The sequence below is a fragment of the Kitasatospora sp. NPDC050463 genome (assembly GCF_040655255.1).
Lineage (GTDB): Bacteria > Actinomycetota > Actinomycetes > Streptomycetales > Streptomycetaceae > Kitasatospora.
On the sequence record NZ_JBFAJO010000024.1, the window covers coordinates 1 to 24,282 of the forward strand.

The 24,282-nt window shown below is 75.0% G+C and carries 10 protein-coding genes; 8 read left to right on the plus strand and 2 right to left on the minus strand.

Going from position 1 to position 24,282, the window contains the following annotated elements:
• The 8 genes from AB0J08_RS17290 to AB0J08_RS17325 all read left to right on the plus strand — a co-directional run.
• The coding region (locus tag AB0J08_RS17290; protein ID WP_360633968.1) for an SDR family NAD(P)-dependent oxidoreductase at window positions 1-3,639 on the plus strand (3,639 nt) is incomplete at its 5' end.
• 26 nt (window positions 3,640-3,665) lie between these two features.
• Window positions 3,666-9,287, plus strand: a complete 5,622-nt coding sequence (locus AB0J08_RS17295; protein ID WP_360633971.1) for an SDR family NAD(P)-dependent oxidoreductase — start codon at window positions 3,666-3,668, stop codon at window positions 9,285-9,287.
• A 67-nt stretch (window positions 9,288-9,354) separates the two neighbouring features.
• On the plus strand, window positions 9,355-16,452 hold the full coding sequence (locus tag AB0J08_RS17300) for a beta-ketoacyl synthase N-terminal-like domain-containing protein (RefSeq protein ID WP_360633974.1): 7,098 nt from the start codon (window positions 9,355-9,357) through the stop codon (window positions 16,450-16,452).
• A gap of 94 nt (window positions 16,453-16,546) precedes the next feature.
• Window positions 16,547-17,233, plus strand: coding sequence for a class I SAM-dependent methyltransferase (locus AB0J08_RS17305; protein ID WP_360633977.1), 687 nt, complete (start codon window positions 16,547-16,549; stop codon window positions 17,231-17,233).
• An 86-nt stretch (window positions 17,234-17,319) separates the two neighbouring features.
• Complete coding sequence (locus AB0J08_RS17310; RefSeq protein WP_360633980.1) at window positions 17,320-17,832, plus strand: SRPBCC family protein; 513 nt, start codon at window positions 17,320-17,322, stop codon at window positions 17,830-17,832.
• Between the two features lie 119 nt (window positions 17,833-17,951).
• A complete protein-coding gene (gene asnB / locus AB0J08_RS17315; RefSeq protein WP_360633983.1) occupies window positions 17,952-19,793 on the plus strand; it encodes an asparagine synthase (glutamine-hydrolyzing) in 1,842 nt (613 codons plus the stop codon).
• A 10-nt stretch (window positions 19,794-19,803) separates the two neighbouring features.
• Window positions 19,804-20,577: a bifunctional 2-polyprenyl-6-hydroxyphenol methylase/3-demethylubiquinol 3-O-methyltransferase UbiG gene (ubiG, locus tag AB0J08_RS17320; RefSeq protein WP_360633986.1), complete on the plus strand. Its 774-nt coding sequence runs from the start codon at window positions 19,804-19,806 to the stop codon at window positions 20,575-20,577.
• 2 nt (window positions 20,578-20,579) lie between these two features.
• Window positions 20,580-22,346, plus strand: a complete 1,767-nt coding sequence (locus AB0J08_RS17325; RefSeq protein ID WP_360633989.1) for an FAD-dependent monooxygenase — start codon at window positions 20,580-20,582, stop codon at window positions 22,344-22,346.
• A 182-nt stretch (window positions 22,347-22,528) separates the two neighbouring features.
• Here AB0J08_RS17325 and AB0J08_RS17330 read toward each other — a convergent pair whose 3' ends face one another.
• Entirely contained in the window at window positions 22,529-22,996 is a 468-nt protein-coding gene (locus AB0J08_RS17330) for a hypothetical protein (RefSeq protein ID WP_360633992.1), read from the minus strand.
• Window positions 22,997-23,180: 184 nt separating this feature from the next.
• Window positions 23,181-24,149, minus strand: a complete 969-nt coding sequence (locus AB0J08_RS17335; RefSeq protein WP_360633995.1) for a DUF4232 domain-containing protein — start codon at window positions 24,147-24,149, stop codon at window positions 23,181-23,183.
• Window positions 24,150-24,282: the final 133 nt, after the last annotated feature.

Consider the following 24,282-nt stretch of genomic DNA (forward strand, 5'->3'; position numbering starts at 1 on the left):
GTCTGGAACACCCCACTCCTCCCCGGCACCGCCCTCCTCGAACTCGCCCTCCACGCCGGCGACCACACCGGGTGCGAGCACCTCGAAGAACTCACCCTCCAGGCCCCGCTGCTGCTCCCGGCGGACGGCGCCGTCCGCCTCCAGGTCCGCGTCGGCGCGCCGGACGACGACGGCCGCCGGAACTTCTCCATCCACTCCGCGCCCGACGCCCCCGACGCTCCCAACGGCCCCGACGCCCCCTGGGCCCGCCACGCGACCGGCGTACTGGCCACCGGCGCCGAGCGGCCGGCCTGGGACCTCGCCGCCTGGCCCCCGGCCGGCGCCGTCGCGGTGGACGTCGAGGACCTCTACCCTCGCCTGGCCGAGGACGGCCTGGGCTACGGTCCGGCGTTCCAGGGCCTGCGGGCACTCTGGCGGCAGGGCGAGGACCTGCTCGCCGAGGTGCGGCTGCCGCAGGACCAGCACGAGGCCGCCGCGCGGTTCGGCCTGCACCCCGCCCTGCTGGACGCCGCCCTGCACGCTGCTGCCGCCGCCTCGCCCGGCGAGGTACGGCTGCCGTTCTCGTGGACCGGCGTCACGCTCCACGCCACCGGCGCGACCGAGCTGCGGGTCAGGCTGACGCCCACCGGCTCCGACGGGCTGGCACTCTCGGTGGCCGACGCGACCGGCGCCCCCGTGGCCCGGGTGGCCTCACTGACGAGTCGCCCGGTGGACCGGGACCAGGTGCGGGCGGCCCGCGACGGCGGCGCGAACCCGCTGCTGCGGGTGGAGTGGACCGAGCTGCCGGCCTCTCCCGAGGCGCCGACCGGCCGCTGGGTGCTGCTCGGCACCGATCGCCTCGCACTGTCCGACGGTCTCCGGCTCGGCGAGTACGCCGATCTGCCCGCCCTCGCGGAGGCCGTCACGGCCGGCGCGGCCGTGCCCGACGCCGTCCTGGTCACCTGCACCGGCCCCGCGTCGCCCGACACGCCCGCCGCCGTCCGCGCAGTCACCGAAGACGTGCTGGCGCTCCTGCGGCAGTGGCTCGCCGACGACCGCTTCGCGGCCTCGCGGCTGGTCCTGCTCACCCGCGGCGCGGTGGCCGCCGGCGGCGGCGAGCCTGTGCTCGACCTCGTCCACGCCCCGCTCTGGGGCCTGCTGCGCTCCGCCCAGACCGAGCACCCGGGCCGCTTCGTCCTGCTCGATCTCGACGACCGCGCCACCGCGCCGGGGGATCTCCTCACCCGGGCCCTGACCCGGGCCGTCGGCGCCGACGAACCTCAACTCGCCCTACGGGAGGGCGTCCTGCTGGCCCCCCGGTTGATCCGTGCGGCCGCCGGCCGGCTGCTGGAACCCCCGGCGGACACGCCGCACTGGCGCCTGGACACCACCGCCAAGGGCACCCTGGAGAACCTCGCCCTGCTGCCGCACCCCGCGGCCGCCGCTCCGCTCGGCCCCGGCCAGGTCCGGATGGCCGTGCGCGCCGCGGGCATGAACTTCCGCGACGTCCTGCTCGGGCTGGGCATGGTCGACCAGGACGTGATGGGCGGCGAGGCGGCCGGCGTCGTGCTGGAGGCCGCCACCGACGTCGCCGGGTTCGCACCGGGGGACCGGGTGATGGGCATGGTGCCCGGCTCGTTCGGGCCGGTCGCCGTCGTCGACCACCGGCTGCTCGTCCCGCTGCCCCCGCAGTGGACGTTCACCGAGGGTGCCTCGGTACCGATCGCCTTCCTCACCGCCTACTACGGCCTGGTGGACCTCGCCGGGCTCGCCCCCGGCGAATCGGTGCTGATCCACTCGGCGACCGGTGGTGTGGGCATGGCCGCGATCCAGCTGGCCCGGCACCTGGGCGCGGAGGTGTTCACCACGGCGAGCCCGGCCAAGTGGGAGACCCTGCGCGCGCTCGGCATCCCGGAGGACCGGATCGCCTCCTCCCGGAGCCTCGACTTCGAGCAGCGTGTCCGGGACGCCACCGGCGGCCGGGGCGTGGACGTGGTCCTGAACTCCCTCGCCAACGAGTTCGTCGACGCCTCGCTGCGCCTGGTCGCGGACGGCGGCCGGTTCGTGGAGATGGGGAAGACCGACATCCGCGACGCGGCCGAGGTCACCGCCGCCCACCCCGGCACCTCCTACCTCTGGTTCGACCTGATCGAGGCCGGCTACGACCGGATCGGCCGGATGACGGCCGAGCTGATGCCGCTGTTCGAACGCGGTGTGCTCCGGCCGCTCCCGGCGCGGACCTGGGACGTGCGGCGCGCCACGGACGCGTTCCGTTTCATGAGCCAGGCCCGGCACGTCGGCAAGGTGGTGCTCACCATGCCCACCGGGCGGGACGCCGACGGCACGGTCCTGATCACCGGCGGCACGGGGGTGCTGGGCGCCATGGTGGCCCGGCACCTGGTCACCGAGCACGGCGCGAAGCACCTGCTGCTGCTCGGCCGGCGCGGCTTCGAGGCCCCCGGCGCCGCCGAGCTGACCGCCGAACTCACCGCGCTGGGCGCCCGGGTGACGGTCACCGCCTGCGACACCGCCGACCGCGACGACCTCGCCAAGGCCCTCGCCGGCATCCCGGCCGACCACCCGCTCACCGCCGTCGTCCACGCCGCCGGCGTGCTCGACGACGCGGTGATCGCCTCGCTGACCCCGGCGCAGCTGGCGGCCGTCCTGCGCCCGAAGGTGGACGCCGCCTGGCACCTGCACGAACTGACCCTGGACGCGGACCTCGGCGCGTTCGTGCTGTTCTCCTCCTCGGCCGCCGTCCTGGGCGGCCCCGGCCAGGGCAACTACGCCGCGGCCAACACCTTCCTCGACGCGCTCGCCCAGCGCCGCCGCGCCGAGGGACTACCCGGCCAGTCGATCGCCTGGGGCCTGTGGGAGCGGGCCAGCGGCATGACCGGCCACCTGGACGCCAACGACCTGACCCGGCTGCGCCGCTCCGGGGTGAGCCCGCTCGCCGACGCCGACGGCCTGGCGATGTTCAGCGCGGCCCTGCACGCCGACCAGCCGGTGCTGGTGGCGATGAAGCTCGATGTCGCGGCCGCCCGCACCGCCTTCCGGAACGGCTCGGTGCCGCCGCTGCTGCGCCGGCTGGTCGGTGCGCCGGGCCGGCCGGCGGTGGCGGCCGGCCCGGGCGGCGGGGACTCCGCGCCGGCCCGCCGGCTGGCCGCGCTGCCCGCGGCCGAACGCGCCCGTGCCCTGCTGGAGCTGGTCCGCGCCAACGCGGCCGTCGTGCTCGGCCACGCCACGGACGAGGCGATCCGGCCGGACCGGGCCTTCAAGCAGCTCGGCTTCGACTCGCTGACCGCCGTCGAGCTGCGCAACCGGCTCAACGCCGCGACCGGGCTCAAGCTGCCGGCGACGCTGGTCTTCGACCACCCGACGCCGGACGAACTGGCCGCCTGGCTGCACACCGAGCTGGCCCCGGCGGAGCCGGCCGGCCCGCCGGTCCCCGACGACGAGGTGAGCCGCCTCCTGGCCACCGTCACGCCGGCCCGGCTGCGCGCCGCCGGGCTGCTCGACGCGGTGCTGGCCCTGGCCGGCACCGTCCCGCAGGCGCCGCCGGCCGGCACGGACGACGAGCTGGACGGCGAGCTGGACGAGATCGACGCCATGGATGCCGACGACCTGGTCGGCCTGGCTTTCGGCACCACTGACCTCTGATCGCGATCGGACTGCGGAGAACAACGATGGCTGCATCACAGGCTGCATCACCGGACAAGGTGCTGGAAGCGCTGCGGATCTCGCTCAAGGAGACCAAGCGGCTCCAGCAGCAGAACCACCGGCTGACCGAGGCCCGGCACGAGCCGGTCGCGATCGTCGGCATGGCCTGCCGGTTCCCCGGCGACGTCCGCAGCCCCGAGGACCTGTGGCGCCTGGTCGCCGACGGACGCGACGCCCGCTCCGACTTCCCAGCCGAACGCGGCTGGGACACGGAGGAGTTGTACGATCCGGACCCGGAGCGGCCCGGCCGCAGCTACGTCCGGCAGGGCTGCTTCGTCCGGGACGCGGACCGGTTCGACGCCGCGTTCTTCGGGATCAGCCCGCGCGAGGCCCTCGCCATGGACCCGCAGCAGCGGCTGCTGCTGGAGACCTCCTGGGAGGCCTTCGAACGGGCCGGGATCGACCCCTCCTCCGTCCGTGGCAGCAGCACCGGCGTCTTCGTCGGCGCGTCCCCGCTCGGTTACGCCGCCGACCCGCGCAGCGCCGAGGGTTCCGAGGGCTACCTGCTGACCGGCACCACCGTCAGCGTGGCCTCCGGCCGGCTGTCCTACACCTTCGGGCTGGAGGGCCCGGCCGTCACGGTCGACACCGCCTGCTCCTCCTCCCTGGTCGCCCTGCACCTGGCGAGCCGGGCCCTGCGCGACGGCGAGTGCTCGATGGCACTGGTCGGCGGGGCTGCGGTGATGGCGGCGCCGCACATGTTCATCGAGTTCAGCCGCCAACGGGGCCTGGCCCCGGACGGCCGCTGCAAGGCGTTCGCCGGCGCCGCCGACGGCACCGCCTGGGGCGAGGGTGTCGGCGTGCTGCTGGTCGAGCGGCTCTCCGACGCCCGGCGCCTCGGTCACCCGGTGCTCGCCGTGGTGCGCGGCTCGGCCGTCAACCAGGACGGCGCCTCCAACGGCCTGACCGCACCGAGCGGGCCCGCCCAGCAGCGGGTCATCCGGGCGGCGCTGGCCGACGCCCGGCTCTCGGCGGCGGACGTCGACGCGGTGGAGGCGCACGGGACGGGCACCCGGCTCGGCGACCCGATCGAGGCGCAGGCCCTGCTCGCCACCTACGGGCAGCAGCGCAGCGCCGAACAGCCGCTCTGGCTCGGCTCGGTGAAGTCCAACATCGGCCACACCCAGCTCGCCGCGGGGGTCGCCGGCATCATCAAGACGGTCCTGGCGATGCGGCACGGCGTCCTGCCGGCCACCCTGCACGTCGACGAACCGACGCCGCAGGTCGACTGGTCCCGGGGCGCGGTCGAACTGCTCACCGAGCGGCGTGACTGGCCCGCGACCGGCCGGCCCCGGCGGGCCGCCGTCTCCTCCTTCGGGATCAGCGGCACCAACGCCCACGTGATCCTGGAGCAGCACGTCGAGGAGTCGCCCACCGACGCAGCCGCCGACGCTCCCGCCACCGCGCCCGCCACCGCCACCGGCGCGGAGCCCGCCGCCACCCCGTGGCTGCTCTCCGCCCGCGAGCCGGAGGCGCTGCGCGCCCAGGCCGGGCGGCTCGCCGACGCCGTCGCCGCCAACCCGGCCTGGGAGCCGGCGGACATCGCCTGGCCGCTGGCCACCGCCCGGGCCGGCCTCGACCACCGCGCGGTGGTGCTCGGCACCGACCGCGCAGCTCTGCTGGCCGGCCTCGACGCGCTGCACCGCGCCGACGACGCACCGCAGGTCGTCCGGGGCCCGGCCAGCGCCCGCACCGGCAAGCTGGCCCTGCTGTTCACCGGCCAGGGTGCGCAGCGGGCCGGCGCCGGACGCGAACTGCACCGCCGCTTCCCGGTGTTCGCCGCCGAGCTGGACCGGGTCTGCGCCCTGCTGACGGAGCGGAGCGGTCTGCCGGTCCGCGAGGCGCTGCTCGCCGAGGGCTCGCCCGGGGCGGCCCAGCTCGACGGGACGGCGTTCGCCCAGGCCGCCCTCTTCGCGCTGGAGGTGGCGCTGTTCCGGCTGACCGAATCCTGGGGCCTGCGACCGGACTTCCTGCTCGGGCACTCGATCGGCGAGCTGGCGGCGGCCCACGCGGCCGGGGTGTTCTCACTGGAGGACGCGGTGACGGTGGTCTCCGCCCGCGGCCGTCTGATGCAGCAACTCCCGCCCGGCGGCGCGATGGTGGCGGTCGAGGCGACGGAGGAGGAGGTCGCCGGGCTGCTCGCGGACAGCGCCCGCCCGGTGGGCATCGCCGCCGTCAACGGCCCCCGGTCCGTGGTGGTCTCCGGCGACGAGGAGGCGGTGGCGGAGATCGCCGAACGGCTGAGCGCCGAGGGCCGCCGCACCAAGCGGCTCGCCGTCAGTCACGCCTTCCACTCCCCGCGCATGGAGGGGATGCTCGACCAATTCCGCACGGTGCTCGACGGGGTGACGCTGCACGAGCCCACCATCCCCGTCGTCTCCAACCTGACCGGCCGGCCGGTGGCCGCCGGGCAGCTCAGCACCGCCGAGTACTGGGTGCGGCACATCCGGGAGACGGTCCGGTTCCACGACGGCGTCCAGCACCTGCTCGGGCAAGGCGTGACGGCCTTCCTGGAGCTGGGCCCGGACGGCGTGCTGTCCGCCATGACCCAGCAGAGCGCGGGCGAGCGCGCGGCGGACATCGCGGCGGTGCCGCTGCTGCGCCGGGGCCGCCCGGAGCCGGACACCGTGCTCGCCGCCGTCGCCCACGCGCACGTGCGGGGCGTCCCGGTCGACTGGCCGGCCTATCTCACGGCCCTCGCCGGGCCGGCCGCGCATCGGGTGGACCTGCCGACGTACGCGTTCCAGGGCGAGCGGTACTGGCTGGACTCCGTCGCCGGGCCCGCGGGCACGGCCGCCGGGGCGACCGGCCTGGGTGTGACCCCGGCCGGGCACCCGCTGCTCGGCGCCGCCGTCACCCCGGCCGACGGCGGCGGGCTGATCCTCACCGGGCGGCTGTCGACCCGCTCGCACCGCTGGCTCGCCGACCACGTCGTGCTGGGCTCCGTGGTGGTGCCCGGCACCGCCTACCTGGAGCTGGCCCTGCACGCGGCGCACCTGACGGGTTGCACGACGATCGAGGAGCTGGACCAGGAGGCGCCGCTGATCCTGCCCGAGGACGGCGCGGTGCAGGTGCAGCTGGTGGTCGGCGAGGCCGATGCGGCGGGCCGGCGGCCGATCGGCGTCCACTCACGACCGGACGGCGAGGAGGCCTGGACCAGGCACGCCGCCGGCACGCTCTCCACCAGCACTACGGACGACGACAGCACCGCGGACGACGGCACCGACGGCTGGGACCCGGCCGGGGTGTGGCCTCCCGAGGGCGCCGAGCCGGTGGACCTCGACGGCTTCTACCCGTCCGTCGCCCACGACGGGTTCGTCTACGGCCCCGCGTTCCGCGGCCTGCGGGCGATGTGGCGCGCGGGCACGGAGGTGTACGGCGAGGTCGCCCTGCCGGAGCCGGAGCGGGCCCAGGCCGGCGGGTACGGCGTGCACCCGGCCCTGCTCGACGCCGCTCTGCACGCGGGCCTGGTCGGGAACACCGGGGGCGAGGTGCTGCTGCCCTTCGCCTGGAACGGCGTGCGCCTGCACCGCCCCGGTGCGGCCGTCCTGCGGCTGCGGCTGGCCCCGGGCGGCCCGCAGGCGATGTCCCTCCAGGTGGCCGACGGGAGCGGAGCGCCGGTGGCCTCGGTCGCCTCGCTGCGGGCCCGGCCGGTCTCGGTCGAGCAGCTGCGTGCGGCGTCCCGGACCGGTCCCGCCGACGCGCTGTTCCGCGTCGAGTGGTCGCCCGCTCCGGCGACCGAGCCGGTCGACGGACGCTGGGCCGTCCTCGGCGACGCCGCCGGGTACCCGGACCTCGACCGGTACCCGGACCTCGCGGCACTCGGCGAGGCCGTCACCGCCGGACTGCCGGTGCCGGACGCGGTCTTCCTGACCCTCCCGGACACCACGGGCGATCTCCCCGCAGCGGTCCGCACGGCCGTGCACCGGGCGTGGGCGGCACTGACGGCCTGGGTCGCGGACGACCGCTTCGCCGGCTCCCGCCTGGTCCTGGTGACCCGCGGCGCGGTGGCCGCCGGCCGCGACGGGGACGTGCCGAACCTCGCCCAGGCGCCGCTCTGGGGCCTCGCCCGGGCCGCCCAGGCCGAGCACCCGAACCGCTTCGTCCTGCTCGACCTCGACGGCGGCACGGACACCGCCGGGGCGTTCCGCCGGGCGGCCACGGGCGACGAGCCGCAGCTCGCCCAGCGCGCGGGCGCCGTACTGGCCCCCCGCCTGGTCCGGGCCCGCCCTGCAGCGCCCGCACCGGCCGTCGCCCCCGACCCCGACGGCACGGTGCTGATCACCGGTGGCACGGGCGCGCTCGGCGCGCTGGTGGCCCGACACCTGGTCACCGCGTACGGAACGAAGCACCTGCTGCTGCTCGGCCGACGCGGCCCCGAGGCCCCCGGCGCCGCCGAGCTGACCGCCGAACTCACCGCGCTGGGCGCCCGGGTGACGGTCACCGCCTGCGACACCGCCGACCGCGACGACCTCGCCAAGGCCCTCGCCGGCATCCCGGCCGACCACCCGCTCACCGCCGTCGTCCACGCCGCCGGCGTGGCGGTGGACGGCGCGCTGGCCTCGCTCGACGAGGAGCGGTTCGACGCCGCGCTCCGCCCGAAGGCGGACGCCGCCTGGCACCTGCACGAGCTCACCCGCGACGCCGGACTCGCCGCGTTCGTCCTCTTCTCCTCCGCGACGGCCACCCTCGGCGGCGCCGGCCAGGGCGGCTACACCGCCGCCAATGCCTTCCTCGACGCGCTCGCCCAGCACCGCGCCGCGCAGGGCCTACCCGCCCGGTCGCTGGCCTGGGGCCTGTGGGAGCAGGAGACCGGCATGGCGGGCGCGCTCGACGAGGCCACGCTCGGCCGGATGCGGCGCGCGGGCGTCCGGCCGCTCACCCCGCAGGACGGCCTCGCCCTGTTCGACACGGCGATCGCCGGGGCCGACCCGACGGTGCTGCCGGTCCGGCTGGACGTCGCCGCGCTGCGCCGGGCCGGCGCCGACCTCCCACCGCTGCTGCGCGGGCTGGCCGGCCCGGCCTCCGGGCCCGGCAACCGGCCGGACGCCGGGGCGGCGGAAGGCCTGAAGCGGCGGTTGGCCGGACTGTCCGGGGACGACCGCGCACGCGCCCTGCTCGACCTGGTGCGCGCTCAGGTGGCGGTCGTGCTCGGCCACTCGGACGCCGCCCCGGTGGGAGCGGACCGGGCCTTCGGCGACCTCGGCTTCGACTCGCTCACCGCCGTGGAGCTGCGCAACCGCCTGACCACCGCCACCGGCCTGCGACTGCCGTCGACGCTGGTGTTCGACTATCCGACGGCGGCGGAGCTGGCCCGGTACCTCGACGCGGAGCTCCCGCGCGAGGGAGCGCCGTCGGCCACGCCGGTGCTGGCGGAGCTGGAACGCCTCGAAGCCGTCCTCGGCGGGGTCGGCGCCGACCACCCGGACCGGGCGAGGATCGCCGGCCGGCTGCGTGTCCTGGCCGCCCGGTGGAGTGACCAGCACGGTTCGACCGCAGGCGAATCACCCGTAGCCGAACTGGAGTTGGACTCGGCCGACGACGACGAGGTCTTCGACTTCATCACCAACGAGCTCGGCATCTCCTGACCCGCCCGCCGGCCACCGTGCCGGCCGTCCGTCCTGTTCCTGTCCGATCCGAAGGGGTTGCGCCACTGTGGCCAGCGAGACCGAGGACAAGCTCCGCCACTTCCTCAAGCGGGTGACCGCCGATCTGCACGAGACCCGCCGGCGGCTCCAGGAGATGGAGTCCGTCACGGGCGAGCCGATCGCAGTCGTCGGCATGGCCTGCCGCTTCCCCGGCGGCGCCGACTCGGCCGAGCGGCTGTGGCAGCTGGTCGCGGACGGGCGGGACGCCGTCACGCCGTTCCCCGCCGACCGCGGCTGGGACGTCGAGGCGCTGTACGACCCCGACCCCGACCGCACCGGCCACACCTATGCCCGCGAGGGCGGCTTCGTGGCGGGCGCGGACCGGTTCGACGCCGGGTTCTTCGGCATCGGCCCGCGCGAGGCCCTCGCCATGGACCCGCAGCAGCGGCTGCTGCTGGAGACCTCCTGGGAGGCCTTCGAACGGGCCGGCATCGACCCGGCCACGCTGCGCGGGAGCAGCACCGGCGTCTTCATGGGCGCCGGGCAGGTCGACTACGCCGCGCTCGCCCAGCGGGCCACCGACAGCCTGGAGGGGTACCTCCTCTCCGGCGGCGCGGCGAGCGTCATCTCGGGCCGGCTCTCCTACGTGTTCGGGCTGGAAGGCCCCGCGATCACGGTGGACACCGCGTGCTCGTCCTCGCTGGTCGCCCTGCACCTGGCCTGCCAGTCGCTGCGCCGCGGGGAGTGCACGACGGCACTCGCGGGCGGGGCCGCGGTGATGGCCTCGCCGGGCATGTTCGTCGAGTTCAGCCGCCAGCGCGGCCTGGCACCGGACGGACGGTGCAAGGCCTTCGCAGCCGCCGCGGACGGCACCGGCTGGGGCGAGGGCGCCGGCGTCCTGCTGCTGGAGCGGCTCTCCGACGCGCGGCGCAACGGGCACCGGGTACTCGCGGTGATCCGCGGCAGCGCGGTCAACCAGGACGGCGCCTCCAACGGGCTCACGGCTCCCAACGGGCCCTCGCAGCAGCGCGTGATCCGCACGGCGCTCGACAACGCCCGGCTCTCGGCGGCGGACATCGACGCGGTGGAGGCGCACGGGACGGGAACCACGCTGGGCGACCCGATCGAGGCACAGGCCCTGCTCGCCACCTACGGCCAGGAGCGGGGCACCGAACAGCCCTTGTGGCTCGGCTCGGTGAAGTCCAACATCGGCCACACCCAGGCCGCGGCGGGCGTGGCCGGCGTGATCAAGATGGTGATGGCGATGCAGCACGGCATGCTGCCGCGGACGCTGCACGTGGCCGAGCCGACGCCGCACGTGGACTGGAGCGCCGGCGCGGTCGAACTGCTCACCGAGAACCGGGCGTGGCCGGCCGGCCAGCGCGCCCGACGCGCCGGGGTGTCGGCGTTCGGAGCGAGCGGGACGAACGCGCACGTCATCCTGGAGGAGGCCCCGCCGGCCGAGGACGAGACCACCGTCGCCGACTCGCCCTCCCCCGTCGTCCCGTGGGTGCTCTCCGCCCGCGAACCGCAGTCCCTGCGCGCACACGCCGCACAGCTCGCCGACTTCCTCCGCGACCACCCCGACACCGACCTGCACGCCGTCGGACACACCCTGCTCACCGGACGCGCCACCCTCGACCACCGCGCCGTCGCCCTCGGCCGCACCCCCCACGAACTCCTCACCCAGCTCACCGCCCTCGCCGGCGAGGAAACCCCGGCCGGCACCACCGAGGACCCCGGCCGGACCGTCTTCGTCTTCCCCGGCCAGGGCTCCCAATGGATCGGCATGGGCGCCGAACTCCTGGACACCTCAACCGTGTTCGCCGAGTCGATAGCCCACTGCGAAACCGCACTCGCCCCGCACGTCGACTGGTCCCTCACCGACGTCCTGCGCGGCAACGACGACCTCACCCGCGTCGACGTCGTCCAACCCGCCCTCTTCGCCGTCATGGTCTCCCTCGCCCGCCTCTGGCAGACCCTCGGCGTCCACCCCGACGCCGTCCTCGGCCACTCCCAAGGCGAAATAGCCGCCGCCCACATCGCCGGCGCCCTCACATTGGAAGACGCCGCCCGCATCGTCGCCCTCCGCGCCAAGGCGATCACCACCCTGGCCGGTACCGGAACCATGGCCAGCGTCGCGCTGCCCGCCTCGCAGGTCGAACCGCTCCTGACGCCGCACCGGGGTGAGGTGAGCATCGCCGCCGTCAACGGCCCCAGCCACACCGTCATCGCCGGCACCGTCACCGCCGTCCACGCCGTCGTCGACCAGGCCAGGAACAACGGCGCCCGCGCCCGCACCATCCCCGTCGACTACGCCTCCCACTCCCCCCAGGTGGAGGCCCTGCGCGAACAACTCCTCGCCGACCTCGCAGACATCAAGCCCGCGGCCGCCACCATCCCCTTCATGTCGGCCGTCACCGCCCAACTCACCGACACCACCACCCTCGACGCCGACTACTGGTACACCAACCTTCGCCAGCCGGTCCTCTTCCAACAGGCAGTCCACGCCCTCGCCGAAAACGGCCACCGCACCTTCATCGAAACCAGCCCCCACCCCGTCCTCACCCCCGCCATCGAGGACACCCTCGACACCACCGACCACCCGGCGGTCGTCACCGGCACCCTGCGCCGCGACGAAGACGGCTGGACCCGGCTGCTCACCTCCGCCGCCCACCTCCACGCCCACGGCACCCCCGTCGACTGGACCCCACTCGTCCGCCCCGGCCACCACCCCGACCTCCCCACCTACCCCTTCCGGCGGCGCCGCTACTGGGTGGACACCACGGGTACCGGCACCCCGGTCACCGAGCCCGACGACCGCGCCGCGGCGTCCGCGGGGGCCGAACTGCGGCGGCGGCTCGACGGACTGTCCGAGCCCGACCGCGAGCAGCTGCTGTCCGACCTCGTGCGGTCCCACGCGACCGCCGTCCTGGGCCTCGACGATCCGATCGCGCCCACGCGCTCCTTCCACGAGCTGGGGTTCGTCTCGCTCACCGCCGTGGAACTGCGCAACCGGCTGAACGCCGCCACCGGCCTGCGGCTCCCGGCCGCCGTCGCCTTCGACCACCCGACGCCCGAGGCCCTGAGCCGCCACCTGCACGGCCGGCTCCTCGACACCGCGGCCGAGCCCGCCGACACGCCGCCCGCGCCGGCATCGGCCGTCGGCAACGACGAGCCGATCGCCATCGTCGCCATGGCCTGCCGCTACCCGGGCGAGGTCCGCAGTCCCGAACAGCTCTGGGGGCTGGTCGCGGACGGCCGGGACGCCATCACGCCGTTCCCCGCGAACCGGGGCTGGGACCTCGACAACCTCTACGACCCCGACCCGGACCGCCCCGGCCGCACGTACGCCCGCGAGGGCGGCTTCCTGCACGACGCGGACGGCTTCGACGCCGCCTTCTTCGGGATCGGCCCGCGCGAGGCCCTCGCCATGGACCCGCAGCAGCGGCTGCTGCTGGAGACCTCCTGGGAGGTCTTCGAACGGGCCGGCATCGACCCGGCATCGGTCCGCGGCACCAGCACCGGCGTGTTCGCCGGCAGCTCCGGCCAGGACTACCACCTGCTGGCGCAGGGATCGGCGGACGGCCTGGAGGGGTACCTGCTGACCGGCAACGCGGCCAGCGTCCTCTCCGGCCGGCTCGCCTACACGTACGGGCTGGAGGGCCCGGCCGTCACGGTGGACACCGCCTGCTCGTCCTCCCTGGTCGCCATCCACCTGGCCTGCCAGTCACTGCGGTCGGGCGAGAGCACGCTCGCCCTCGCGGGCGCCGTCACCGTGTTGTCCACACCGCAGGCGTTCATCGGCTTCAGCCGGCAGCGGGGCCTGGCCCCGGACGGGCGCTGCAAGCCCTTCGCCGCCGCGGCCGACGGCACCGCCTGGGGCGAGGGGGCGGGCGTGCTGCTGCTGGAGCGGCTGTCCGACGCCCGCCGCAACGGACACCCGGTGCTCGCCGTGGTCCGCGGCTCGGCCACCAACCAGGACGGCGCCAGCAACGGCCTGGCCGCCCCGAACGGCCCCGCCCAGCAGCGGGTCATCCGGCAGGCGCTGGCCAACGCCCGGCTGACCGCCGACGAGGTGGACGCGGTCGAGGCGCACGGGACGGGAACGCCGCTCGGGGACCCGATCGAGGCCGAGGCGCTGCTGGCGACGTACGGGCGGGGCCGGCCGGCCGAACGGCCGCTCCGGCTGGGCTCGGTGAAGTCGAACATCGGCCACACCGCGGCCGCCGCCGGGATGGCCGGCGTGATCAAGATGGTGATGGCGATGGAGCACGGCGTCCTGCCGCCCACGCTGCACACCGACGCCCCCACCCCGCACGTGGACTGGGGCTCGGGCGCGATCGCCCTGCTCACGGAGTCGGTGGCCTGGCCGGAGTACGGCCGCCCCCGCCGCGCCGGCGTCTCCGCCTTCGGCATCAGCGGCACCAACGCCCACGTCGTCCTCGAACAGGCTCCGGCGGCGCCCGTGGAACCGGCCCCGGAGGAGCCCGGGGGCCCGCTCCTCCCGGCGGCCACCGACACCGCCGCAGCCACCCGGTCGGCGCCCGGGTCCCCGGCCGACGTACCGTCGGCCGAGCACCGGCCGCTCGTCCTCTGGCCCGTCTCGGCGCGCGGCGAGGCCGCCCTGCGCGGCCAGGCGGAGCGCCTGCGCGCACACCTCGACGACGTGCCCGGCCTCGCCCCCGCCGCCGTCGGACGCTCGCTGGCGCTCACCCGCTCCACCCTCTCGCACCGGGCCGTTCTGCTCGGCCGCGACCTCGACGATCTGGACGCCGGCCTGGCCGCACTGGCGGCGGGTACGGCCGCGCCGGGCCTGGTCCGGGGTACGGCGGCGGCCGGCCGGGTCGGTTTCCTCTTCCCCGGCCAGGGCAGCCAGTCGCCCGGCATGGGCCGCGGCCTCCACGCGGCGCACCCCGTCTTCGCGCGGGCCCTGGACGAGGTGTGCGAGCTGCTGGACCACCAGCTCGCCGTGCCCGGGCGCCCCGCGCTGCGCGACGTCCTGTTCGCCCCGCAGGGCAGCCCCGAGGCGGCCCTGCTCGACGAGACGGTGTTCACCCAGGCCGGGCTCTTCGCCGTCGGCCTGGCCGCGTTCCGCCTCCTCCAATCCTGGGGCGTGACGCCCGACTACGTCGGTGGCCACTCGATCGGCGAACTGACGGCGGCCTGCGCGGCCGGCGTACTGACTCCGCAGGACGCCTGCCGGCTGGTCGCGGCCCGCGGTCGGCTGATGCAGGCCACACCGGCCGGGGGCGCGATGGTGGCCGTGGAGGCGGCCGAGGACGAGGTGCTGGCGCTGCTGACGGGCCGGGAGGAGCAGCTCGGCGTCGCCGCCGTCAACGGGCCGCGCGCCGTCGTGCTGTCCGGCCTGGCCGAGGCCGTCGACGAGGTCGCGGCCGTGCTCGCCGCGCGCGGCTGCCGGACCAGGCGGCTGCGGGTCACCCGGGCGTTCCACTCGCCGCTGATGGACGGTGTGCTGGCACGCTTCCACGAGGTGGCGGGCGAGCTGACGTACCGGCCGCCGCGGATCCGGCTCCTGTCGAACCTGACCGGCGAGCAGGCCACCGCCGAACAGGTGGGCACGCCGGAGTACTGGGTGCGACACATCCGGGAGACGGTCCGGTTCCACGACGGCGTACGCCGGATGGCGGCGGACGGCGTGACCACCTTCCTCGAACTCGGCCCCGGCGGTGTCCTGTCCGCCCTGACCCGGGAGGCGCTGGCCGACCGTGCGCCCGCCCCGGCGGCGGTGCCGCTGCTGCGGCGCGGCCGACCGGAGTCGGAGAGCGCGCTGACGGCGCTCGCGCACGTCCACGTCCGCGGGATCCCGGTCGACTGGGAGGCCGTGCTCGCCCACCCCGGGGCGCGCCCCGTCGCCCTGCCCACCTACGCGTTCCAGCACCGCCGGTTCTGGCCCGACGCCTCCCCGGCGCCCCGACCGGACGGGCCCGGCCCCACACCGCAGGACGGCCTCGCACCGGATGACCTCGGCCTCACACCGGCGGCAGTCCGACCGGCCGACGCGGACGCCCCCGCCCGGCTGCGCGAGCGGCTCGCCGCCCTCGGCCCGGCCGAACGTGACGCCGCTCTCAGGGAGTTGGTCGCCGACCAGGTCGCCGCCGCGCTCGGTCACACCTCCGCCGACGAGCTGGAGACCGATCTGAGCCTGCCGGAGCTGGGGTTCGACTCACTGGCCGCGACCGAGCTGAGCACGGCGCTGCTGGCAGCCACCGGTCTCGCCCTGCCCCCTACCGCGGTGTTCGAGCACCCCACGCTCGACGCGCTCATCGCCCGGCTGCGGACCGAGCTGGACGCCGCCCCCGCCTCGCCGGACACACCGGTCGACGGCCTGCTGGCCTCGCTGGCGCCACGCGCCGCCGAGCTCGGCCGGTTCGCCGAGTTCGGCGAGCTCCTCGCGGCCGCCTCCCGGTTCAGGGAGACCTTCGACTCCTCGCCGGACCCTGCCGCCCGCCCGGCTCCGGTCCGCCTCGCCCACGGCCCGGCGGCGCCGCGGTTCTTCTGCTTCCCCTCCTTCGCCACCCGGTCCGGCGCCCACCAGTACGCCCGGCTGGCCGCCGCGGCCCGCGACCGCCACGAGCTGTGGGCGCTGCCCGCCCCCGGTTTCGTCGCGGGCGAGCCGCTGCCCGCCGACCTCGACGCGCTGGTGCGCCTGCACGCCGAGGATGTCGAACGGCTGGCCGCCGGGCAGCCCTTCGCGCTCCTGGGCCACTCCGCCGGCGGCTGGATCGCGCACGCGGTGGCGGCCCACCTGGAGAAGCTCGGCACCTCCCCCACCGCGCTCGTCCTGCTGGACAGCTACCGGCCCGGCAGTGCGACGCTCCCCCGCATCCAGGCGGAGATCGCCCGTCAGCTGGCGGACGGGCGCCTCACGCCGGATCAGCTGCTGGACGACACCTGCCTCACCGCGACGGGCGGCTACGCCCGGCTCTTCGAGGCCTGGGAGCCGCAGCCTCTCGCCACCCCGACGCTCCAGTTCCGCGCGGACCGGCCACTGCCCGGCTTCCCGGCCACCGGCTGGCAGGCCTGCTGGCCGGTCCCGCACACCGAGGCCGAGGTGTCCGGCAACCACTTCACCATGACCGGGGAGCACGGACCCGCCACCATGCGGGCCGTCCTCGACCACCTCACCGGGCCGTCCACCTGACCGTCCGGCCCCGCACCGTCCCCGACCACACCGTCCCCTCCGCACCACACCGCACCGCACCTTGAATCCGTTCCCGACCGAGGGTGAGCAGACCATGAGCACCGACCACAGCCCCGAGCCCGGCTCCGTGGACCAGGCCGTCCTGGACGGCCAGGCCCCCTACCACCGCCGTGCGCTGACCTTCTACGACCTGATCGTGTTCCGCGGCAGCGCCCCGCTGTTCTGGCGCTGCTCGCCGAAGAACTTCCTGCAGATGTACAACACCTGCGTCGGCGCGAAGCACCTGGAGATCGGCGTCGGAACCGGCTACCTGCTGTCGCACACCAGGTTCCCGGTCTCGAACCCGCACATCACCCTGGCCGACCTCAACCCGGCCACACTCGACTTCACGGCGGAGCGGCTCGCGCACCACCGGACCACCAAGGTGGTCGCCAACGCCCTGGAGCCGCTGCCGGTGGAGGAGGGGAGCCAGGACTCGGCCGCCCTCAGCTTCCTGCTGCACTGCATCCCCGGCAGCCTGCGCGAGAAGGGCGTGGCGATCCGGCACGCGGCCGCTGCCGTCCGGCCCGGGGGCACGGTGTTCGGCAGCACGGTGCTGTCCTCGGGCGTCCCGGTCACGGGCGCCGGCCGCTGGCTGATGAACAACCTCAACGCCAAGGGCGTCTTCCACAACGACCAGGACGACCTGGCGGACCTGCGCGACCAGCTCAAGGAGAACTTCGACGACTTCGACCTGGTCACCCGCGGCTCCGTCGGCCTCTTCCGGGCCCGCAAGGCCTGACGCCCGCCCGCGCCACCCCAGAACCGCCCGCGCCACCCCAGAACCGCCCGCGCCACCCAGAACCGTTCCGGAAAGGACCCGCCGCCATGGCCGCACGCTGGTATCCGATCGAGGAGGCCGACGACTCGCTGTTCGCCACGGCCCCGCTGTACCACGCCCGTTCCGTCGAGGTGCCGCACTCCGCGGAGGAGACCTGGGCGGCCCTGACCGGCGACGGCGTGTCCAGCTGGACCAAGGGGATGCGACGGCTCACCTGGACCTCGCCGCGGCCGTTCGGCGTCGGCACCACCCGGGAGATCGAGATGGAGAGCGACCTCGTCCTGCGCGAGCGCTTCTACCGCTGGGAGGAGGGCACCCGCAAGACCTTCACCGCGACCGGGGCGACCCGCCCGATCTTCCGCCACCTGGTGGAGGACTACGTCGTCGAACCCACCGAGAACGGTGCCCGGTTCAGCTGGCGCTGGGCGGCCGAGCTGAACCGCCCGTGGTCGTTCCTCCAGGGCCCGCTGGACCGCTTCTTCTTCGGCCCCACCGGCCGCTCGCACATCGACGGCCTGCCCGCCTACATGGCCGGGCTGCCCCGCTCCGAGCGCGACTGACCCCGCCGCCCCTGCCACCCCTGCCCACGGCACCCACGGAACCCACGGACCGCCGAGCCCTCCGAAAGCCCGAAAGCCCGGAACCCCGAACCCCGAACCCCGAACGAAAGAAGACCCGAATGTGCGGGATCGCCGGCTGGATCTCCTTCCAGCTCGACCTCGAACGTGAACTCCCCGCCCTGAGCGCGATGACCGACACCATGATCTGCCGCGGTCCGGACGCCGGCGGCACCTGGCTGTCCCGCCATGCCGCACTGGGCCACCGCCGGCTCGCCGTCATCGACCTGGCGGGCGGCGTGCAGCCGATGGTGGTCGAGACGCCGGACGGTCCGGTCGTGATGACGTACAGCGGCGAGGCGTACAACTTCACCGAGCTGCGGGACGAACTCGGCCGCCGGGGGCACGAGTTCCGCACCGCCAGTGACACCGAGGTGGTGCTGCGCGGCTACCTGGAATGGGGGCAGGGAGTCGCCGACCGGCTCAACGGCATGTACGCGCTGGGCATCTGGGACGGCCGCGTGGAGAAGCTGGTTCTGCTGCGCGACCGCCTGGGCATCAAGCCGCTCTACTACCACCCCACCGCGGACGGCGTGCTCTTCGGGTCGGAGGCGAAGACCCTGCTCGCCCACCCGTCGGTGGACCCGGTGGTGGACGCCGACGGCCTGCGCGAGATGTTCGGCTTCGTCAAGGCCCCCGGCCGCGCGGTCTGGGCGGGCATGCACGAGGTGAAGCCGGGCACCATGGTGACCTTCGACCGCTCCGGGCTGCGCGAGCACGTGTACTGGCGCCTGGAGGCGACCGAGCACCGCGACGACACCGAGACCACCGTCCGGCACGTCCGCGAGCTGCTGGAGGACAGCGTGGCCCGGCAGCTGGTGGCCGACGTGCCGCAGTGCGTGCTGCTCTCCGGCGGGCTCGACTCCAGCGCCCTGACCGCCCTGGCCGGCCGCCGGCTGGCCGCCGAGGGCGAGCAGGTGCGCACCTTCACCGTCGACTTCGAGCAGCCGGACGCGTTCCGGCCGGACGACCTGCGCGGCTCGCAGGACGCCCCGTTCGCCCGCGAGGTGGTCGAGCACGTCGGCACGCTGCACCACGACATCCGGCTCGACCACCAGGCCCTGGCCGACCCGGAGGTGCGCCGGGCGACGGTGACCGCCCGGGACCTTCCGTTCGGGTTCGGCGAGGCGGACAACTCGCTGTACCTGCTGTTCAAGGCGATCCGCGAGCACTCGACGGTCGCGCTCTCCGGCGAGTCGTCCGACGAGATCTTCGGCGGCTACCCGTGGTTCCACCTGCCGGCCGTGCAGGAGGTCCCGATGTTCCCGTGGGTGACCGCCTCCGGCCTCGGCCCGCGCAAGCACCCCACCAAGCTGATCGACCCCGAGCTGCTGCTGAAGACGCTCGACGTCCCCGGCTACTGGGCGCAGCGCTGGACCGAGTCGGTGGCCGCGGTCCCGGTCGTGCCGGGCGAGGACGCGCACGAGCGGCGGATGCGCGAGTTCTGCCACGTGCACCTGACCAGCCTGCTGGGCCTGCTGCTGGACCGCAAGGACCGGATGAGCATGGCGGTCGGCCTGGAGGTCCGGGTGCCGTTCTGCGACCACCGCCTGGTCGAGTACGTGTACAACACGCCCTGGGCGATGAAGACCTTCGACGGCCGGGAGAAGAGCCTGCTGCGCGCCGCGGTGCGGGACATCCTGCCGAGCTCGGTGGTGGAGCGGCGCAAGGCGCTCTACCCGCACACCCAGCAGCTCGCCTACGTCGGACAGTTGCAGCGCCAGGTCGGTGATCTGCTGTCCGGGGACCACGAGGCGGTGACGCTCTTCGACCGTGCCGCGCTCGCCGCGGCCGTCGGCGCACAGCCCGAGGCCGTCGACCGGGACGAGCGGGAGGCGTTCGAGCGCGTCCTCGACCTGGCCGTCTGGCTCGACCTCTACCGCCCGACCGTCAAGACCTCCTGAGGAGCCCGCCATGCCCGTCGACAACGACGTCTACAACACCCACTCCTGGTGGGACGACGACCAGCCGTTCGCCACGCTGGAGGCGTTCACCCCGGCCCGGTTCGAGTACTTCCACGACGTGCTGACCACCCGGCTGCGGCTGGACCCCAAGGGCCTCAAGGTGCTCGACGTGGGGTGCGGCGGCGGTCTGCTCGCCGAGCACTTCGCCAAGGCCGGCTGCCGGGTCACCGGGATGGACCCGTCCGGCCCGTCGCTGAAGGCCGCCGGCGAGCACGCCCGCCAGTCCGGCCTGGAGATCGAGTACCACCAGGGCTTCGCCGAGGAACTCCCGTTCCCGGACGCCTCGTTCGACATCGTCTACTGCTGCGACACGCTGGAGCACGTCACCTCGGTGGACTCCTCGGTCGCCGAGGCGGTCCGGGTGCTCAAGCCCGGCGGCCACTACCTGTACGACACGATCAACCGGACCTTCCGGTCCAAGCTCGCGATGATCAAGATGGCGCAGGACTGGAAGTCCGTCAGCTTCGCACCCAAGGACCTGCACGACTGGGCCGGCTTCATCAAGCCGGCCGAGCTGCACGCCGTCTTCCGCAAACACGGCCTGACCAACCAGGACCTGGTCGGATTCGCCTCCAAGCGCCCGCAGTTGGAGCTGTTGAAGGCGATGCGCCGGCGCGCCAGGGGCGAGATCAGCTACGGCGAGCTGGGGCGGCAGTTCCAGCTCGGCGTTCACAAGGACACGTCGGTGATCTACGCCGGTTACGCACGGAAGGCAGGGAACTGACCATGGCGACCCCCACCCCCGACGTCCGGGTGCCGGTCCTGATCGTCGGCGCCGGCCCGGCCGGCCTGACCGCCTCGCTGGCGCTCTCCCGGTACGGCGTGCCGCACCTGCTGGTCGGCAAGTACCCGGGCACCGCGCACACCCCGCGCGCCCACCTGCTGAACCAGCGCACCGGCGAGATCCTGCGCGACCTCGGCGTCGAGCGCGAGGTGCTGGCCGAGGCCACGCCGAGCCCGCTGCTGGCCAACCACGTCTTCATGTCGACCTTCGCCGGCCCCGAGGTGAGCCGGCTGGACGCGTACGGCAACGGACCGGACCGGATCGGCGACTACCTCGCGGCCAGCCCGAGCACGATGTGCAACCTCGCGCAGCACCGGCTGGAGCCGCTGCTGGTCGAGCAGGTCCGGCAGGCCGGCGTCGGCGAACTCCGCTTCGGCCAGGAGTTCCTGCGCATGGAGCAGGACGAGGACGGGGTCACCGCGGTGGTCGCCGACCGGCAGTCCGGCCTGGAGTACACCGTCCGGGCCGACTACGTGATCGGCGCCGACGGCGCCAGGAGCCGGGTGATGGAGCAGGCCGGGCTCACCGTGGAGGGCGCCACCGGGCTGGCCAAGGTGGCCTCGGTCTGGTTCGAGGCGGACCTCACGGCCTACTGCGCCGACCGCCCGGCCATCCTCTACATGGGCGCCGTGCCCGGCAACCCGCCGGAGGACGGCCGGGTGTTCGTCAGCATCCGTCCCTGGACCGAGTGGGTCTACCTGCGCTTCCTCGACCACGGCGGGGAGTTCGACCCGGACGACCACGAGGAGATCCTCGCGCACATCCGGGAGAGCATCGGCGACCCGTCCGTCGACGTCCGGATCAAGAAGGTCTCGCCGTGGGAGGTCAACGCGGTCGTCGCGCCCCGCTACGGGAGCGGCCGGGTGTTCTGCGTCGGCGACGCGGTGCACCAGATGCCGCCGACCAACGGCCTCGGGCTGAACTCGGCGGTCGCGGACTCCTTCAACCTCGCCTGGAAGCTGAAGCTCGTCCTGGACGGCACGGCCTCCCCCGCCCTGCTGGACACCTACCAGGCCGAGCGGCTGCCGGTCGGCGGGCAGATCGTCGACCGCGCGGTGCGCAGCATGCTCGACTTCCTGGGCATCCCGGCGGCGCTGGGCTTCACCGCCGGGCAGAGCGCGGCGGAGCAGTGGGCGCTGCTGCGCGGCCTCGCCGACGACACCGAGGAGGCGGCCGCCCGGCGCACCGCGCTGGCCGCCGCCACCGACCGGATCAACTACCAGGTCAACGCGCACGGCGTCGAGATCGGCTACCGCTACCGCAGCGGCGCCCGGGTGGACGACGGCACCGCCGAGCCGGTCGACGACCGGGACGCGGAGCTGTACTACCGGCCCACCACCTGGCCTGGCGCACGCCTGCCGCACGCCTGGCTGGACGACGGCGGGCGGCGCCGCTCCACCCTGGACGTGGTCGGCCAGGGCCGCTTCGTCCTGCTCACCGGGCGCGGCGGCGACCGCTGGCACGACGCGGCCCGGGAGGCGGCCCGGCTCACCGGGGTGCCGGTGACCGTCCGCACGATCGGCGCCGCCGAGGGCCTGCGCGACCCGTACGGGACCTGGGAGCGGCAGCGCGAGGTCGACGCGGACGGTGGCGTCCTGGTCCGCCCGGACGGGCACGTGGCGTGGCGCGCCCGGACGGCCGCCTCCGCCGACGAACTGCCCAAGGTGCTGGCGGCCCTCCTCCAGTCGCCCGCCGACCCGACGGCCTGACCACCTCCGGGCGGCCCCGCTCCGAGCAGGGGCCGCCCCTGGCCGGACCCGACCCGGAACCGGCGACGCCACCGGATGCGCCGGATCCAGTCGCAGCCGACGCATGAGCAGCCGACGCATGAGGGGAGCCCCGGAGCGGTCGTGGACCGGCTCTCCGGGAGTCCCCCGCAGGATCAGCAGGATCAGGAGATGACGACGCCCCCGCCGGCGATCGGCGGCCCGTCGACGTACCAGGCGTTCCAGTTCCCGCCCTGGCTACGGTCCCGGGACCACATGTGGTTGTAGTCGCTGCCACGCGCGGTGATGCTGAAGGCGCCGGTGGAACTCTGGTGGGTGATCTGGACCTTGCTCGTGAAGTAGCCGCCCATGGACGTCCAGGCGCTCTGCTTGCCGGAGCTGCCGATCGTCCAGCGCGTCCACACGGCGTGGTCGGTCCCGATCACGAAGATCTCGCTGGTGCCGTCCCGGAGGGTGACGTAGGTCCCGCCCTCACCGTAGGCGCCGCCGCACAGGAAGGTGCCGCCGAACTGCTTGTTGCTGCAGTGAGGGGTGACGTCGATGTCACCCGCCGACGCCGGCGCCGCGCCCAGCCCGATGCCGGCGACGGCTGCGGCGGCCGCGACGGCGGCCTTGATCCTGGTCTTGCTCATGTGTGCTCCTGACTGGTCGGGACCAGGCCTCGCCGGCGGCCCGGGTCACCCGGGCCGTTACCCGTCCCGGGCACCCGCCCGACGGGCCCTCACCGGTACCAACGGGAGCGGCGACCCATCGAGTTCATCGACCGCCTCATCGACCGCCGGCCCCCGGACGGCGTGACGGCCGCGCCCGGCGCCGTCATCGCGCGGCCGACGGCCCGGTCGCGGGCGGCTGCTCGTCCCTCGTCCAGGCGCCGACACCGAGGCGTCCGGTGGTACCCAGGTCGAGTTCCGGGGTGACCATCACGGGAGCCGCGTCCGGGGTGGCGCGGACCCGCACGTAGGGGGCGTTGACCGATTCGCCGGCCTCGGTGGTGTTGCGCCAGACCAGGGCGGCCCGGGCGCCCTCCCCCGGCCGCAGCACGATCTTGCGCGGCGGGTCGTCCGCGCCGGTGCCGGTGGCGATCGCGGCGCCACCGGGCAGGATGCTCACCCCGTCGATCGGTCGGTGTTCCAGGTCGAGCAGTTCCAGTGCCGGGTAGCCGTTGACGGTCACCGCGGACGTCCCGCAGTTGCGCAGGCTCAGGCCGACCACGCGCAGGCCCATCGCGGCGTTACCGTCGTCCGCGGAGAGCCGCAGTCCGGACGCCGGACACGGGCCACCGGGCCGCGGGGCCTCGGCGCTGGGCACGCTTCGGACCTTGAGGATCTTGACCTGCTGGCGCGCACCGGGCCGCACCGGCCCGATCGCGCCCAGGTCGACCCGCCCCGTCTCGACGGCGCCCGGAGCGAGCGCGGTCACGGTGCGCGTCACGCTGTCCAGCGCGCCCCCGGACGCGTCGAGCCGACTGAACGTCACGGTGACGTCGGCCGGCTCACTGCCCGGGTTGGTCACCTCGTACTCGGCGCAGACCGCATTGGCGGCGGTGATCCGCACCCCGCCCCGGGCCGACCCGGTCGGCACCTGCGCCCCTGCGGACGGCGACGGCTGCGGTACGCCGCACGGGCCGGCGGTGCCGGACGCCGACGAAGCGCCGCCCGCGCTCGCCGTACCGGCCGGACGGGACCCGCAGCCCGCGAGCAGGGTCACGGCGACCGCCACCAGCGCCACGGCGGCGGCCGGCCGCCGGGCCTTCGACAGCGGCCCGGTCTTCTCGAACTCGTCCATCAGGCGATGCGATCACGAACCGCCCCGGACGGCTGTGAGCCACACCACTTCCCGTGCAACAGCCCTGCAACGCCGCCCGGCTCCCACGATGGCACGACAGATCGGCTCCTTGACTCCTCAACAGCTCATCAGC

Excerpts from the sequence above, each read along its gene's own strand:
- ubiG (WP_360633986.1), top strand. The coding sequence starts at position 19,804 with ATGCCCGTCGACAACGACGTCTACAACACCCACTCCTGGTGGGACGAC.
- asnB (WP_360633983.1), top strand. The coding sequence starts at position 17,952 with ATGTGCGGGATCGCCGGCTGGATCTCCTTCCAGCTCGACCTCGAACGT.
- AB0J08_RS17305 (WP_360633977.1), top strand. The coding sequence starts at position 16,547 with ATGAGCACCGACCACAGCCCCGAGCCCGGCTCCGTGGACCAGGCCGTC.
- AB0J08_RS17330 (WP_360633992.1), bottom strand. The coding sequence starts at position 22,996 with ATGAGCAAGACCAGGATCAAGGCCGCCGTCGCGGCCGCCGCAGCCGTC.
- AB0J08_RS17310 (WP_360633980.1), top strand. The coding sequence starts at position 17,320 with ATGGCCGCACGCTGGTATCCGATCGAGGAGGCCGACGACTCGCTGTTC.
- AB0J08_RS17325 (WP_360633989.1), top strand. The coding sequence starts at position 20,580 with ATGGCGACCCCCACCCCCGACGTCCGGGTGCCGGTCCTGATCGTCGGC.
- AB0J08_RS17295 (WP_360633971.1), top strand. The coding sequence starts at position 3,666 with ATGGCTGCATCACAGGCTGCATCACCGGACAAGGTGCTGGAAGCGCTG.
- AB0J08_RS17335 (WP_360633995.1), bottom strand. The coding sequence starts at position 24,149 with ATGGACGAGTTCGAGAAGACCGGGCCGCTGTCGAAGGCCCGGCGGCCG.